The 12826-nt window shown below is 62.6% G+C and carries 15 protein-coding genes; 7 read left to right on the top strand and 8 right to left on the bottom strand.

The annotated features are described in order from the left end of the window. Positions 1-377: 377 nt before the first annotated feature. From rpmH to ACN9MO_RS00420, 6 genes are all read left to right on the top strand, one after another. Positions 378-512, top strand: a complete 135-nt coding sequence (gene rpmH / locus ACN9MO_RS00445) for a 50S ribosomal protein L34 (protein WP_077962533.1) — start codon at positions 378-380, stop codon at positions 510-512. A gap of 20 nt (positions 513-532) precedes the next feature. Beyond that, positions 533-931 (top strand): ribonuclease P protein component, encoded by a 399-nt coding sequence (rnpA, locus tag ACN9MO_RS00440; RefSeq protein WP_057248057.1) that lies wholly within the window; start codon positions 533-535, stop codon positions 929-931. Continuing rightward, positions 931-2724, top strand: a complete 1794-nt coding sequence (yidC, locus tag ACN9MO_RS00435; RefSeq protein WP_162733561.1) for a membrane protein insertase YidC — start codon at positions 931-933, stop codon at positions 2722-2724. The genes rnpA and yidC overlap by 1 nt, the downstream gene beginning before the upstream one ends. 156 nt (positions 2725-2880) lie before the next feature. Beyond that, on the top strand, positions 2881-3813 hold the full coding sequence (locus tag ACN9MO_RS00430) for a DMT family transporter (RefSeq protein ID WP_113132058.1): 933 nt from the start codon (positions 2881-2883) through the stop codon (positions 3811-3813). Positions 3814-3869: 56 nt separating this feature from the next. Next, positions 3870-4523, top strand: coding sequence for a ribosome biogenesis GTP-binding protein YihA/YsxC (yihA, locus tag ACN9MO_RS00425; RefSeq protein ID WP_112947195.1), 654 nt, complete (start codon positions 3870-3872; stop codon positions 4521-4523). A 159-nt stretch (positions 4524-4682) separates the two neighbouring features. Continuing rightward, positions 4683-5222 carry a DUF1269 domain-containing protein gene (locus ACN9MO_RS00420; RefSeq protein ID WP_057248054.1) on the top strand — a complete coding sequence of 180 codons (540 nt, stop codon included), beginning with the start codon at positions 4683-4685 and terminating at the stop codon, positions 5220-5222. 30 nt (positions 5223-5252) lie between these two features. On the opposite strand, the gene msrB is transcribed toward ACN9MO_RS00420, so the two are convergent. From msrB to ACN9MO_RS00400, 4 genes are all read right to left on the bottom strand, one after another. Beyond that, entirely contained in the window at positions 5253-5753 is a 501-nt protein-coding gene (gene msrB / locus ACN9MO_RS00415; RefSeq protein WP_113132057.1) for a peptide-methionine (R)-S-oxide reductase MsrB, read from the bottom strand. A 162-nt stretch (positions 5754-5915) separates the two neighbouring features. Next, positions 5916-6473, bottom strand: a complete 558-nt coding sequence (locus ACN9MO_RS00410; RefSeq protein ID WP_113132056.1) for a fasciclin domain-containing protein — start codon at positions 6471-6473, stop codon at positions 5916-5918. A 169-nt stretch (positions 6474-6642) separates the two neighbouring features. Beyond that, positions 6643-7365: an anti-sigma factor domain-containing protein gene (locus ACN9MO_RS00405; RefSeq protein ID WP_113132055.1), complete on the bottom strand. Its 723-nt coding sequence runs from the start codon at positions 7363-7365 to the stop codon at positions 6643-6645. After that, the gene (locus tag ACN9MO_RS00400) at positions 7362-7901 is read right to left on the bottom strand and encodes a sigma-70 family RNA polymerase sigma factor (RefSeq protein ID WP_113479694.1); all 540 of its coding nucleotides are present in this window, start codon (positions 7899-7901) and stop codon (positions 7362-7364) included. Before ACN9MO_RS00400 ends, ACN9MO_RS00405 begins: the two co-directional genes overlap by 4 nt. Positions 7902-8056: 155 nt before the next feature. On the opposite strand from ACN9MO_RS00400, the gene argB reads away from it, so the two are divergent. After that, positions 8057-8944 (top strand): acetylglutamate kinase, encoded by an 888-nt coding sequence (gene argB, locus ACN9MO_RS00395; RefSeq protein WP_058323632.1) that lies wholly within the window; start codon positions 8057-8059, stop codon positions 8942-8944. Positions 8945-9032: 88 nt separating this feature from the next. Here argB and ACN9MO_RS00390 read toward each other — a convergent pair whose 3' ends face one another. The 4 genes from ACN9MO_RS00390 to ACN9MO_RS00375 all read right to left on the bottom strand — a co-directional run bounded on the left by ACN9MO_RS00390 (position 9033) and on the right by ACN9MO_RS00375 (position 12716). Next, on the bottom strand, positions 9033-9800 hold the full coding sequence (locus tag ACN9MO_RS00390) for an isocitrate lyase/PEP mutase family protein (RefSeq protein WP_113132053.1): 768 nt from the start codon (positions 9798-9800) through the stop codon (positions 9033-9035). Next, positions 9797-10876 (bottom strand): trifunctional transcriptional activator/DNA repair protein Ada/methylated-DNA--[protein]-cysteine S-methyltransferase, encoded by a 1080-nt coding sequence (locus ACN9MO_RS00385; protein ID WP_113132052.1) that lies wholly within the window; start codon positions 10874-10876, stop codon positions 9797-9799. The genes ACN9MO_RS00390 and ACN9MO_RS00385 overlap by 4 nt, the downstream gene beginning before the upstream one ends. A gap of 76 nt (positions 10877-10952) precedes the next feature. Continuing rightward, positions 10953-11867, bottom strand: coding sequence for a DMT family transporter (locus ACN9MO_RS00380; protein ID WP_113132051.1), 915 nt, complete (start codon positions 11865-11867; stop codon positions 10953-10955). A 57-nt stretch (positions 11868-11924) separates the two neighbouring features. Then, positions 11925-12716 (bottom strand): sterol desaturase family protein, encoded by a 792-nt coding sequence (locus ACN9MO_RS00375; protein ID WP_113132050.1) that lies wholly within the window; start codon positions 12714-12716, stop codon positions 11925-11927. Positions 12717-12826 lie beyond the last annotated feature (110 nt).

Genomic DNA, 12826 nt, shown 5'->3' with positions numbered 1-12826 from the left:
CGCGAGACCTGTCCGATTATCGGACACTCAGCCACCCCATTGCACCGAGGCGACCCTAAAATAGCCGTGGTTAATAAAACTCGTCGCAGCCGGCAGGCATTCTGGGGAGCGCCGATTAGAGTTCTGTTTACCAATCTCGGCTAGATGCCCGCCTTTCGCGCGCCTGTGACACGCCTCGATCGAGCGTGCCGCTTATATTTACGATCCCGCCGCCACTGAATCGCCGGCCGCAATTGACTTTCCGGGAAATTTCCCCTTATAAGCCGCGCACGTCCGGTCAAGCCCTCCTGCCCGCAAGGCGGAGCCGCGTCCGGTAACGTAAACGCTCCTTGCTACACGCAAACCCAAGAAGGGCCGCACACCGCGGTATTAAATAAATGAAGCGTACCTACCAACCGTCCAAGCTTGTCCGCAAGCGTCGCCACGGCTTCCGTTCGCGTATGGCTACCAAGGGTGGCCAGAAGGTCCTCGCAGCCCGCCGGGCTCGTGGCCGCAAGCGTCTTTCGGCTTAAGCCGAAACTGCCCGAAACCAGTGTCCGGGCACATGACGTCAGATAAAGACAAAACGACTGTCGGGCGGCTGAAAAGCCGTCCGCAGTTTTTGGCCGTTCGGGCAGGAGAAAGCCGTAGAGGCCCCTTGTTTCTCCTCGAAGTGCTCGACCGCAACGATCCGGAGGGCGAAGCCCGCGTCGGCTTCACCGTTACCAAGAAACACGGCAATGCCGTCGAGCGAAACCGGATGCGCCGACGCCTGAAAGAGGCGGTGCGGCTTTCCGCCGGGTTTGCAATGAAACCCGGACACGACTATGTGATTGTCGCCCGACGCGATCTCCTGAACGCCCCCTTCGACGCCTTGACCCGGGGGCTTGGCGAGCGCATCGAAAACAAGCCGAAACAGAAGCGGCCGCCGGCCGGTTCCAGGAAACCATGATGGAAAAAAACCGCAACTATTTCGTGGCGATTGGCCTGTCCGTGCTGATCCTCATTGCCTGGCAGTTCCTTTACGTCAATCCGAAGATGGAAAAGGAACGCATCGCTGCGGAAGCCCTGCAGGCGCAACAGGCGCAGTCGCCGTCGCAGTCGGCGACCCCGACGCAGCAGCCTTCGGGCCAAGCTCTGCCGGGCAGCGGGGCAATTCCGGGCGCCGGTGAGAACCGCGACCAGGCAATTGCCAAATCGGCCCGCGTTGCGATCGACACGCCAGCCCTTTCCGGCTCCATCAACCTGACCGGCGCGCGCTTCGACGACCTCAAGCTCAAGGAATACCGCGAGACGGTCGATCCGAAGAGCCCCGTCATCACGCTCTTCAGCCCGGCAGAGACCACCGACGGCTACTTCGCCGAACTCGGCTATGTCGGCAGCGATGCGACCGGCAGCGTGCCGGGCCCGCAGACCGTGTGGACGCTTGCAGGCGGCGAAAAGCTGACCGCGGCGACCCCGGTAACGCTGAGTTTCACCAACGAAAAGGGCGTCACCTTTACCCGCACGGTCTCGGTCGACGACCACTACATGTTCCAAGTGGTCGACAGCATCAAGAACGGCACGGCCGAGCCGCTGGCGCTTTCGTCCTATGGCCGCGTGACCCGCTTCAACAAGCCGACGACGCCGAGCGTCTACGTGCTGCACGAAGGCTTCATCGGCGTCCTCGGCGAACACGGCCTGCAGGAACTGAAATACGGCAAGATCGAAGACGAAAAGTCCGTCGAACCCGGCAAGGCGACCGGCGGCTGGCTCGGCATCACCGACAAGTACTGGGCTGCAGCGATCGTCCCGCCGCAGGCGACCCCTTACGACACTCGCTTCACGCACTTCACCGATGGCCGCGCCCGCTACCAGAGCGACTACAAGAGCGACGCCGTGACCGTGGCCCCCGGCCAGACGTCCGAGGTCAAGAACCTCGTCTTCGCCGGCGCCAAGGAAGTTCCTGTCGTCGACAATTACGAAGTGGCCTACTCGATCCCCAACTTCGACAAGCTGATCGACTGGGGCTGGTTCTACTTCATCACCAAGCCGATGTTCAAAATGATGGATTTCTTCTTCCGTCTGTTCGGCAACTTCGGCATCGCGATCCTGATCACCACGATCGTGGTCAAGGGCCTCTTCTTCCCGCTCGCCAACAAGCAGTACGCATCGATGGCGAACATGAAGAAGGTTCAGCCGAAGATGGAGGAACTGAAGAAGAAGTTCGGCGACGACCGCATGGGCCTGCAGCAGGCGATGATGCAGCTCTACAAGGACGAGAAGATCAATCCGCTGGCGGGCTGCTGGCCGATCCTCATCCAGATCCCGGTGTTCTTCGCACTCTACAAGGTGATCTACATCACCATCGAGATGCGCCATGCGCCGTTCTTCGGCTGGATCCACGACCTCTCGGCGCCCGATCCGACAACGATCGTCAACCTCTTCGGCCTGCTGCCGTTCGACGGTCCGACCTTCCTGCATCTCGGCGTCTGGCCGCTCATCATGGGCGTCACCATGTTCGTGCAGATGCGCATGAACCCGACGCCGCCGGATCCGACCCAGGCAATGCTGTTCACCTGGATGCCCGTGGTCTTCACCTTCATGCTGGCATCCTTCCCGGCCGGTCTCGTGATCTACTGGGCCTGGAACAACACCCTTTCGGTGCTCCAGCAGTCGATCATCATGAAGCGCCAGGGCGTGAAGATCGAGCTCTTCGACAACCTGAAGGGCCTGTTTTCGAAGAAACCCAAACCGGCGGAATGACGCCGGCCGGCACGACAATCCCACAGCCCCGGACCACGGTCCGGGGCTTTTTCGTTTCTGCGCCGTCGCGCGACACGCGATGGCGTTGACGCGGGCGCGTGGCGCGGGCATCTGGCGATATCGAAATCTCTGCGCCTCGCTCCAGGACAATTTGCCATGACCGACCCGTCGGCCACCTCCGCTCCGTTCGCCGCCAACGAGAAGCTTGGCGCCCTGCTCGTCTTCGGCTCGGCCTTCTTCTGGAGTTTCGGAGGAGCCATCGCCCGCTTCCTGGAGATCCCCGACAGCTGGACGATCGTCTTCTGGCGCTGCATGTTTGCCGGCCTCTTCCTGCTCGCCTTCATGCTGGTGCGCGACGGACCGCGCGGTACGCTGGCACTCTTCAAGGGCATGGGCTGGCCGGGCATCGCCGTCGGGCTCTGCTTCACCATCGCCTCGACCTCCTTCATCATCGCCATTTCCTATACGACGATCGCCAATGTCGTGCTGCTCGGCGCCGGCGTGCCGCTGTTTGCGGCGCTGATGAGCTGGGTCCTGTTTCGCGAGCGGGTATCGCGCTTCACCTGGGGCGCGATCACGGCCGTCATCGTCGGGGTCGCCATCATGGTGTCGGAGAGCCTGACGGGCAGCGTGTCGCCGCTCGGCGATGCGCTGGCACTGCTGATCCCTGTGGTCTTCGCGCTGGCAACCGTCATCACGCGCCGCTATCCGCATGTGCGGATGACGCCCGCCACCTGCTTCGGCTGCTTCGCGGCCAGCGCCATTGCGGGGGGCCAGTCTTCCGGGCTTGCGGTGACATCGGGCGAATTGGCACTTCTCTTCGTCTTCGGCGCCTTCAACCTCGGGCTTGGCATGGCGCTCTTCGTCACCGGTGCCCGGCTGGTACCTTCGGCGCTGGCCGCCCTGCTCGGCACCGCCGAAACCGTGCTCGGTCCACTCTGGGTCGCGATCATTCATGGTGAAGTGCCGAGCAGCCGGACGATCATCGGCGGCACCTTCATCTTTCTGGCGCTGCTTGCCTATCTCTTCAACGAGTTCCGGCGGGCGCAAACCATCCCCACACGGCCGGTCCGCACGCCGACGCCTTGACATCCACGGCCAAAACCGGGAAGCCATGGACTTTCTCGATGAAGGACCGACCGCCGATGGCCGAAAGCAAAACCAAAGACGACAAGCCGTTGTTCGGCCGGCCGTGGATTTTCATTCGCGGCGTGCCCGCCATGAAGTTCCTGCCGCCGGAGGGACCGGTGGAAATCGCCTTTGCCGGCCGCTCGAATGTCGGCAAGTCGTCGCTGATCAATGCGCTGGTCGGCCATAAGGGGCTGGCGAGAACCTCGAACACTCCGGGCCGCACGCAGGAACTCAACTACTTCGTGCCCGACGGCTATTCCGGCGAGGCCGACGACCTGCCGCCGATGGCGCTCGTCGACATGCCGGGCTACGGCTATGCCCAGGCGCCGAAGGACCAGGTCGACGCCTGGACGAAGCTGGTGTTCGACTATCTGCGCGGCCGCTCGACGCTGAAGCGCGTCTATGTGCTGATCGACTCCCGCCACGGCATCAAGAAGAATGACGAGGACGTGCTCGCCCTGCTCGACAAGGCGGCTGTTTCCTACCAGGTCGTGCTCACCAAGACTGACAAGATCAAGGCCGCCGGCGTGCCGCGGCTGATCGCCGAGACGCTCGAGAAGATCAAGAAGCATCCCGCAGCCTTCCCGGAGGTTCTCTCGACCTCCTCGGAAGAGGGCGAGGGGATCGACGAACTGCGTGCCGCGATCGGCACGGCGATCGCCCGCTAGGCGATACCGGAAACCGTCCGAAGCGCGTCCTGAACTGCGCGCTCCGCACGGGGTCGATCGACCCAAAGTCTTTGATCTCTGTCACTACCCCGACATGCAATCCGCTCTATCTCTGCGTTGCGTCCACATCGGTGGCGCGGCCAGAGATAGGAGAAAGTCATGTCCGATTTGATCGTTGTCGGGTTCGATTCCCCTGAGGAAGCCGATAGGGTTCTGGTCCGGCTCGCCGGGCTGAAGAAGGAATACCTGATCGACCTTGAGGACGCGGTCGTCGTCGTGCGCGACACGGAGGGCAAGGTTCATCTCAAGCAGAGCCTGAACCTGACGGCCGTCGGTGCCACGTCCGGGCTGCTCTCCGGTTCGATCTGGGGCGGGCTCGTCGGCCTCCTTTTCCTCAACCCGCTGGCGGGCTTTGCGATCGGCGGCGCGCTCGGCGCCGGTGCCGGTGCCCTCTCCGGGTCGCTGACGGACTACGGCATCGACGACGAGTTCATCAAATCGCTCGGCAACACCATTCCCAACAATTCCTCGGCGCTGTTCATTCTCGTGCGCAAGGTTCAACCTGAGAAAGTGCTCGCCGAATTCCCGGACCTGCGTGGCCGTGTCCTGAAGACGTCGCTTTCACCGGAACAGGAGCAAAAGCTCCAGGCAGCACTCTCCGGCGCCGCGGCAGCCTCGCCGCCGGCCGGGTCGTTCTGAACAACCGGAACGTCCGCTCCAACAGGAGTGCTAGCTGGATTTGGCCGCCGGTACGAAGGCAAGCGCCAGGCCATTGATGCAATGGCGCTTGCCGGTCGGCGGTGGGCCGTCATCGAAAATATGGCCGAGGTGCCCGCCACAGCGGCGGCAATGGCACTCCGTGCGGGTCATGGACAGGGAGGTGTCCTCACGTGTTGCCACGGCGCCGGGCAATGACTGCCAGAAGCTCGGCCAGCCGGTGCCGCTGTCATACTTCGCCTCGGACGAATAGAGCGGAAGCGCACAGCCGGCGCATTGGAAGATACCCTTGCGCTTCTCGTTGTTGAGCGCGCTGGTGAAGGGGCGCTCCGTATCCTCATGCCGCAGGATTCGGTATTGGTCGTCGGTCAGAACCGCCCGCCACTCCTCATCACTCCTAACGATCTCGAAGGATTCGCCGCCGGCGGCCCGGGCGAGCGGCGTGAGACTTTGGATTATCGGCACCGCAGCGAATGCGGAGCCCGCCAACAGGAAGACGCGCCGGTTGATCATAAAAGCCTCCCCTACCGATCCTTTCGCGAGCATAGCGACCGGCCACAACGACGGCAAAACAATGCGGATCAAAGCACCGTGAGGCGCGGTTCGAAAAGCCAGCGGCCATCTGGCCGCTGGCAAAGCGCCGGGACGACGAACCGCCGCCTCGGCGCAAGCTCGTCAACCCTTCGGCAGCAGCACCTTGTCGATCACATGGATGACGCCGTTCGACTGCTTGACGTCGGCGATCGTTACCGTCGCCGTGCCGCCGGTCTCGTCGGTCAGCATCAGCTTGCCGCCATCCTCCTTGGCCCTGAGAACGCAACCGCCGACGGTCTTCACGTCATGTTCGCCACCGTCATCCTTGATCATGCCTGATATCGCCGAGGACATCGCGTCGGCGGCAACAACGTGGCAAGTCAGAATCTTGGTGAGATTCTCCTTGTTTTCCGGTTTAAGAAGTGTCTCGACCGTGCCCGCGGGCAGCGCGTCGAAGGCGGCGTTCGTCGGAGCGAACACCGTGTACGGGCCCTTGCCCTCCAAGGTTTCTACCAGACCGGCTGCCTTGACGGCGGCGACCAGGGTGGTGTGGTCCTTCGAATTGACGGCGTTCTCGACGATATTCTTCTCCGCATACATCGGCGCGCCGCCGACCATCGGATTTTCGGCATGGGCGACAAGTGCGCTTGCCGCAAGAAGGGACGCTGTCGCCAGAGTGCGGATAGCAGACGTGAACATCTTTCTCTTCCTTCCTGTTGAGGGAGGCGACGCGTGAGCCGCCCCGCCGAAGCTGCCGTTCCCACCGCGGGAACATAACAAGCAACGGAAGCGCGAGAGAAAGAGTTTCAGAAATTTTCCTGAAACGTATCTATCTGATAGAAAATGGTAATTCCTGTTCCGTGGCGGATTAGAGGTTTCGCGCCTTGCCGAGCGCGATGATCGGCCCGGTCGCCGATCCGGTCGGCGACCCGCCCAGCGGCTCGACGCTGACCGCAAGAACCGAGCCTGTCGAAATTCTCGACCGGAAGGCCGATGGAACGGCGATCTCGCCTTCGCCGGACTGCGGCAGCACGCCGAGCGAGATCGCCGGATTGCTGCCATTGATGAGCCAGAGCTCAAGCGATTTCTGCTCCGCCTGCCTTGCTGCAACCGGTGTTACCTTCAGCCGCCCCGATTCCCGATCGAAGTGGGCGACGAGATCGATGGCAGTGCCTTTGCCGGCGAGTTCCGCGACGAGCGAGGTGCCGGCCAGAGGCGCTTCGAACAGGCCGGCGAGCGAAGCGCCCATGACCATGACAGCGGCAAGCGAAGCCAGTGCCAGGCTCCGCCAAAGGGCCAGTGAATTCCACAGCCCGCGGCGCGGCGCGACCGGCTCGGGCCGCGCCGTTTCGAAGAGCCGCCGCTCGATTGCCGAAAAGCTCCTGGGTGGAGGCACCACCGCGTCATAGGCCTCGTCGAAAGAGGAGAGATTGCTCTGCCAGCGGTCGACCATGGCGGCGAAGTTGCGATCGGAAGCAAGACGGGCCTCGACCTTGCGTCGGTCGTCAGCGGACAACACGCCAAGCACATATTCGCCGGCGATCACCTCATCGCGGCGGAAATCTCGGCCCTCTGGGGTTGGTGTCGTCATCGCTCCATACACTCTCGCAACTTCATGAGGCTACGCCTCAACCAAGTCCGCATCGTGTTCAGCGGCACGGCGAAGGTATCCGCCAGTTCCTGGTAACTCAGACCTTCGACATAGGCACGCCGAACCGCCTCCGCGCGGTCCTTTTCAAGCTCCTCCATGCAGGCGTCGATCCGCCTGCCCTCTGCTCTGACGACCGCCGATTTTTCCGGATCGGCAGCAGGATCAGCCAAATCGTAGGCTTCGTCAATCGCGTTGGCGGCCGGTTTTCGCGCCCTGACGACGTCGATCGCCTGATTGCGTGCAACGGCCGCCAGCCAGGACGTCGCCGCCGCCTGTCCTTGGGAAAATCGGCCAGCCCGCTGCCAGATCTTGACGTAGATTTCCTGCAGCGCTTCTTCCGCTTCACCCCGATTTCCGAGGATACGAAGGCAGATGCCGAAGAGTTTCGGGCTCGTCTGCCGGTAGAGTTCGGCGAAGGCGTCGCGATCGCCAAGCGAGACGCGACCAAGCAACGCGGCTATATCCTCCTCGATCATTCAGCGTGCGCCCCAGTACCTCGTCCGTAAACAGATAGGGCGCGGATCATAATGCGCCAGCCATCTCCGTCATTCCGGCTTTATATTGCTCGCCGATCATTCCATCGGTCCGGAACTTGCGCTAAACAGCAGCCGGTATTTTTCGAGGGTCCGCCATGTCCGCCAATGAAAGTGAAATCCAGGCACGCCTGCTCACCCAGGCCCTGCCCTACATGCAGCGCTACGAAAACAAGACGATCGTCGTCAAATATGGCGGCCATGCCATGGGCAACAGCGAGCTCGGCCGCGCCTTTGCCAGCGACATCGCGCTTCTGAAGCAGTCAGGCGTCAACCCGATCGTCGTGCACGGCGGCGGCCCGCAGATCGGCGCGATGCTGACGAAGATGGGCATCGAATCGAAGTTCGAGGGCGGCCTGCGCGTCACCGACGAGAAGACGGTCGAGATCGTCGAGATGGTGCTTGCCGGCTCGATCAACAAGGAGATCGTCGCGCTCATCAACCAGACGGGCGAATGGGCGATCGGCCTTTGCGGCAAGGACGGCAACATGGTCTTCGCCGAAAAGGCACGCAAGACCATCAAGGATCCGGATAGCAACATCGAACGCGTCCTCGATCTCGGCTTCGTCGGCGAAGTGGTCGAAGTCGACCGCACGCTGATCGACCTGCTCGCCCGCTCGGAGATGATCCCGGTCATCGCACCGGTGGCGCCCGGCCGCGACGGCCACACCTACAACATCAACGCCGACACCTTCGCCGGCGCCATCGCCGGTGCGCTGAACGCCACGCGCCTCCTGTTCCTGACGGATGTTCCCGGGGTTCTCGACAAGCAGGGCAACCTGATCAAGGAGCTCTCGGTTTCCCAGGCCCGCGCGCTGATCGCCGACGGCACGATCTCCGGCGGCATGATCCCCAAGGTCGAGACCTGCATCGAGGCGATCAAGGCGGGCGTCCAGGGCGTCGTCATCCTCAACGGCAAGACGGCCCACTCGGTGCTGCTCGAAATCTTCACCGAGCGCGGCGCCGGCACGCTGATCGTGCCCTGATCGACTTTAACGACCTGCACCGTATCAAACAAAGAAGCGGGAGACGGCATCGGCCCTCTCCCGCTTTCCTTTTGAGGGCGATGCCCGATCAGCCCTTGTAGATCTCGGTCGCTGCGGCTTTCAGCTTTTCCATCATCGCCCGGTAGGGGAACGGGCCATAGCTGATGCGCGCGACGCCGGCGCGGGCGAGTGACTTCACGTCGGGCGCTGCCGGCCGCATCATGATGTTGACCGGCAGACTGGAGGCAGCACAGACCTTGGCGATCAGCCCTTCATCGACCAGCCACGGAACGAAGAAGCCGCTGGCGCCGGCTTCGGCATAGGCCTTGCCGCGCGCGATCGCCTCGTCGACGAGGCCGGCGTGCCGCGTCTCATCGCTCTCCTGCAGGAATAGGTCGGTGCGGGCATTGATGAACAGCGGGATGCCCCGCCTATCGGCCATTTCGCGAATGGCGCGGATGCGTGCCGCCTGCTTGTCGACGGCATGCACGCCGCCCTTGCCGACCACCTGGTCCTCGAAGTTGATGCCGATGGCACCGACATCGAGAATGCGCGAGACATTGGCGGCACCTGTTGCCGGATCGTCGGAATAGGCGCCTTCGAAGTCAACGGTGACGGGCAGCTCCGTCGAAGCCACGATCAGCCGCGAGACATCGGCGAGCCACGCCATCGGCACCTTCTCGCCATCGCCGAAACCATGGGCGGCCGCCACCGACCAGCTTCCGGTGGCAAGAGCCTTGGCACCGGCTTCGGCCACGGCCTTGGCGCTGCCGGCGTCCCAGATATTATAGAGCACCACCGGGTCGCCCTTCCGATGCAGGGCAGCAAAGGCGAGCGCCTTTTCCTTCTGGCTCATTGCATTTCCTCCACGAACAATCCCTTGGGTTTCAGTTTTCCTTCGTGCCGGAGCAGCCATTGCTTCCGCCAGAGCCCGCCGCCATACCCCGTCAGTGAACCGTCCGAGCCGATGCAACGGTGGCAGGGGATGACAATGGCGATCCGGTTGGAACCGTTGGCCTTGGCCACGGCACGCGCGGCCTGGATCGTATCGACCTCGCGGGCAATGTCACCATAGGATCGCGTTTCGCCGACGGGAATTTTTACAAGCTGCGCCCAAACGTTGCGTTCGAAGGCCGTACCGCCCGGCGCGAGCGGCGTTTCGAAGGCGCCCGTTTTGCCCGCGAAATAGGCGTTGAGCTCGCTTTCGATCTCGTCGATCGGCGCCGTCCTGCCTGATACAATGGCCGAGCGTGTCCCTTTCTTCAGTTTCTCCAGTTCGGTCGGCAGCGCCTTGCGGTCGTGGAACTCGAGCAGATGCACATGCGTGGCATCGGCAACGGCGACCATGGGCCCGAGCGGCGTTTCGATCCAGTCGGAGAAAAGCAGGGCCCTCCCCTGCGCTGCCGCCGGTGCGTCGCCGAGCAGGTTCTGGAATGCGGCACGAAAGCCGCTTGGCGATTCGTATCCGGCCTCGAGCTGGGCATCGATCACCCGGCCGCCGTCGGCAAGCTGGCGGGCGGCCAGCCCCAGGCGACGATGACGCGCGAGATCGAGGAAAGTGATGCCGAGGCTGCGCTTGAAAGCGCGCCGGACCGTCGAGGGATCGAGGCCACGACGAACGATATCGTCCTCGCTCCAGCGCCGTTCCGGTGCCGCTTCCAGCGCCTGCAGCAGGTCCTCGACGAGCGGGTCCTTGGCGCCGAACGTCGCGAGCGGCCGGCAGCGCTGGCATGGACGGAAACCCGTCTCCAGGCAGGTCCCGATAGAGCCCACGAAGATCGTGTTCTCGCGCTTCGGTTTGCGGGCGGGGCAAGACAGGCGGCAGAAGACGCCTGTCGTCTTGACGCAAACGAAGGCAGCACCTTCGTATTCGCTGCTTCGCGCGATCAGCGCGTCGTAGAGCGTTTCATCGGAGGGAAGATCGAACAACATACAGGCGTTCTACCACGCCCGCATGCGCAAAGGCGCCGGTTTTCGGGCGCCTATTTTTTCAGATCAGCACGCGTTTTCAGATCAGTACGAGCATCACCACGCCGAGCACGATCAGCAGGCAGCCGAAAAGTTCGAGCCGGTTGATCCATTCGCGGAAGATGAAGAAGGACGAGGCGAAGGTGAAGAGCATTTCCACCTGCGCCACGACCTTGACCACAGCGGCCTGCTGCAGCGTCATCGCCATGAACCAGCCGAAGGAGGCGGATGCGCCGACGAAGCCGACGACGAAGGCGGGCTTCCAGGCGGCGGCGATGCGTGGCAGCTCGTCACGTTCGCGAAGCACGATCCAGATCAGCATGACCACAGTCTGCAGCAGGATGACGAATCCGAGCGTATAGCTCGCCTGCATGATGTAGTCGGGCGCCGGAAGGCTCGGCGCGAGCGCCAGCGAGGCCGAACGATAGGAAACGGCCGAAAGACCGAAGAACGTACCTGACAGCAGACCGATGCCGGCCGTGCGACTGAACACCGAGGTCACGAGCGTGCGTGGGCTGAGTGTCGTGCGCGCCACCGAGATCAGCATCACGCCGACGACCGAGATGGCGATTGCCACCAGGGTTCCCTGGCTCGCCTTTTCGCCGAGGAAGATAAGGCCAAACACCGCCGCCTGCGCCGGCTCGGTGCGGGAATAGGCAGTGCCGACAGCAAAGTTGCGGAACGAGAAGAGGTGGACGAGCAGGAAGGTCGCAGCGATCTGCGCCAGCCCGCCGATGACAGCCCAGAGGAAGAAGGTGCCATTCGGCACTGGAAGCGGACGACCGGCCACCTGCCAGAGCAGAAACAGATAGAGAAAGGCGAAAGGCAGGCCGAAGCCGAAGCGCACGAAGGTCGCGCCCGTCGTGCCCATGACGCCTTTCAGGTGTTTCTGCATGGCCGAGCGGACATTCTGAAGGAATGCCGCAGCGACGGTGATGAGGACCCAGGTTTCCATGGCTGCGAGCTAGCACGCGGCTCCCGGCATTGCCAAGGCCCCGCGCACTCCAGCGTTTCAGTCCGCCTTTTCCTGAGCCTCGGCGAGCACAACGGACGGACTGATCGCGATCCGCGGCGCCTCGTGCTCAAACGTCTTCACGCGCTGATCGTAGTTGGGTGCGAGCGTGCCGAGCACACGATCCCAGAACGAGAAATAGTTGGCGTAGTTGTATTTGAAGCCTGAATGGTGCTGGTCATGGAACGTCGTGCACAACAGGGGAGACGGATAACGGGCCGTCGACGTGGCGAAATACTCGAAGCCGCAATGCCCGATCATGCCATTGAAATGCTCGAACAGCCTATGCCCGATGAGGATCACTGGCGGAAACGGCACGACGAAAACGACGACGGCGGAAAAGCTCTGAAGCAGGAAGTTGTCGAAGACATCTTCCGAATAGGTACTCCAGATCGTCGGCGCGACGCTTTTATGATGCAGGGCATGCAGCGGATACAGCCACTTGGTGTGCAGCAGCCGGTGCATGAAATAGAACCAGGCATCGTAGAGGATCATGCTGAGCACGAAGAGCGGCACCGCCCACCACCAGCTGAAATCCCAGGGTGCCGGCGCCCAGCCTTTCTGCTGCGCATAGAGGCCGATCGTCAGCGGCAGGCAGGCGCTGAACATCGATGCCAGGCTCTGGCGGATCTCGGCCTTGCGCCGCTTGTCGGAGCCACGTCCCTTCTGGATCTTTCGCTCGGGATTGCGCTCGTTGAGCCAGGTGATGCCGTAACCGAGCGCGAAATAGGTCACGACGGTAAACGAGTAGAATCCGAACAGAAACAGCAGATAGAACAGTTCGTCCGACATTGGCACCTACATTCCCCCGAGCCAAAACCGCGCGCCGGAAGATGCCACGCCGGTTTGACAATTCAAAGTGGAATTCTATGCGCCAGCATTGCGGCCCGAGCAGCGATTTG

The sequence above is a fragment of the Ensifer sp. R-19 genome, from assembly GCF_049905105.1.
In the GTDB taxonomy this organism is placed as follows: domain Bacteria; phylum Pseudomonadota; class Alphaproteobacteria; order Rhizobiales; family Rhizobiaceae; genus Ensifer.
The sequence above is the reverse complement of the archived record's forward strand: the minus strand, read 5'-3'. Positions and strand labels throughout refer to the sequence as shown.

Bases quoted from the DNA above. Each gene is read 5' to 3' on its own strand.
- rpmH (WP_077962533.1), top strand. From the start codon at position 378: ATGAAGCGTACCTACCAACCGTCCAAGCTTGTCCGCAAGCGTCGCCAC.
- yidC (WP_162733561.1), top strand. From the start codon at position 931: ATGGAAAAAAACCGCAACTATTTCGTGGCGATTGGCCTGTCCGTGCTG.
- ACN9MO_RS00430 (WP_113132058.1), top strand. From the start codon at position 2,881: ATGACCGACCCGTCGGCCACCTCCGCTCCGTTCGCCGCCAACGAGAAG.
- yihA (WP_112947195.1), top strand. From the start codon at position 3,870: ATGGCCGAAAGCAAAACCAAAGACGACAAGCCGTTGTTCGGCCGGCCG.
- ACN9MO_RS00420 (WP_057248054.1), top strand. From the start codon at position 4,683: ATGTCCGATTTGATCGTTGTCGGGTTCGATTCCCCTGAGGAAGCCGAT.
- msrB (WP_113132057.1), bottom strand. From the start codon at position 5,753: ATGATCAACCGGCGCGTCTTCCTGTTGGCGGGCTCCGCATTCGCTGCG.
- ACN9MO_RS00410 (WP_113132056.1), bottom strand. From the start codon at position 6,473: ATGTTCACGTCTGCTATCCGCACTCTGGCGACAGCGTCCCTTCTTGCG.
- ACN9MO_RS00405 (WP_113132055.1), bottom strand. From the start codon at position 7,365: ATGACGACACCAACCCCAGAGGGCCGAGATTTCCGCCGCGATGAGGTG.
- ACN9MO_RS00400 (WP_113479694.1), bottom strand. From the start codon at position 7,901: ATGATCGAGGAGGATATAGCCGCGTTGCTTGGTCGCGTCTCGCTTGGC.
- argB (WP_058323632.1), top strand. From the start codon at position 8,057: ATGTCCGCCAATGAAAGTGAAATCCAGGCACGCCTGCTCACCCAGGCC.
- ACN9MO_RS00390 (WP_113132053.1), bottom strand. From the start codon at position 9,800: ATGAGCCAGAAGGAAAAGGCGCTCGCCTTTGCTGCCCTGCATCGGAAG.
- ACN9MO_RS00385 (WP_113132052.1), bottom strand. From the start codon at position 10,876: ATGTTGTTCGATCTTCCCTCCGATGAAACGCTCTACGACGCGCTGATC.
- ACN9MO_RS00380 (WP_113132051.1), bottom strand. From the start codon at position 11,867: ATGGAAACCTGGGTCCTCATCACCGTCGCTGCGGCATTCCTTCAGAAT.
- ACN9MO_RS00375 (WP_113132050.1), bottom strand. From the start codon at position 12,716: ATGTCGGACGAACTGTTCTATCTGCTGTTTCTGTTCGGATTCTACTCG.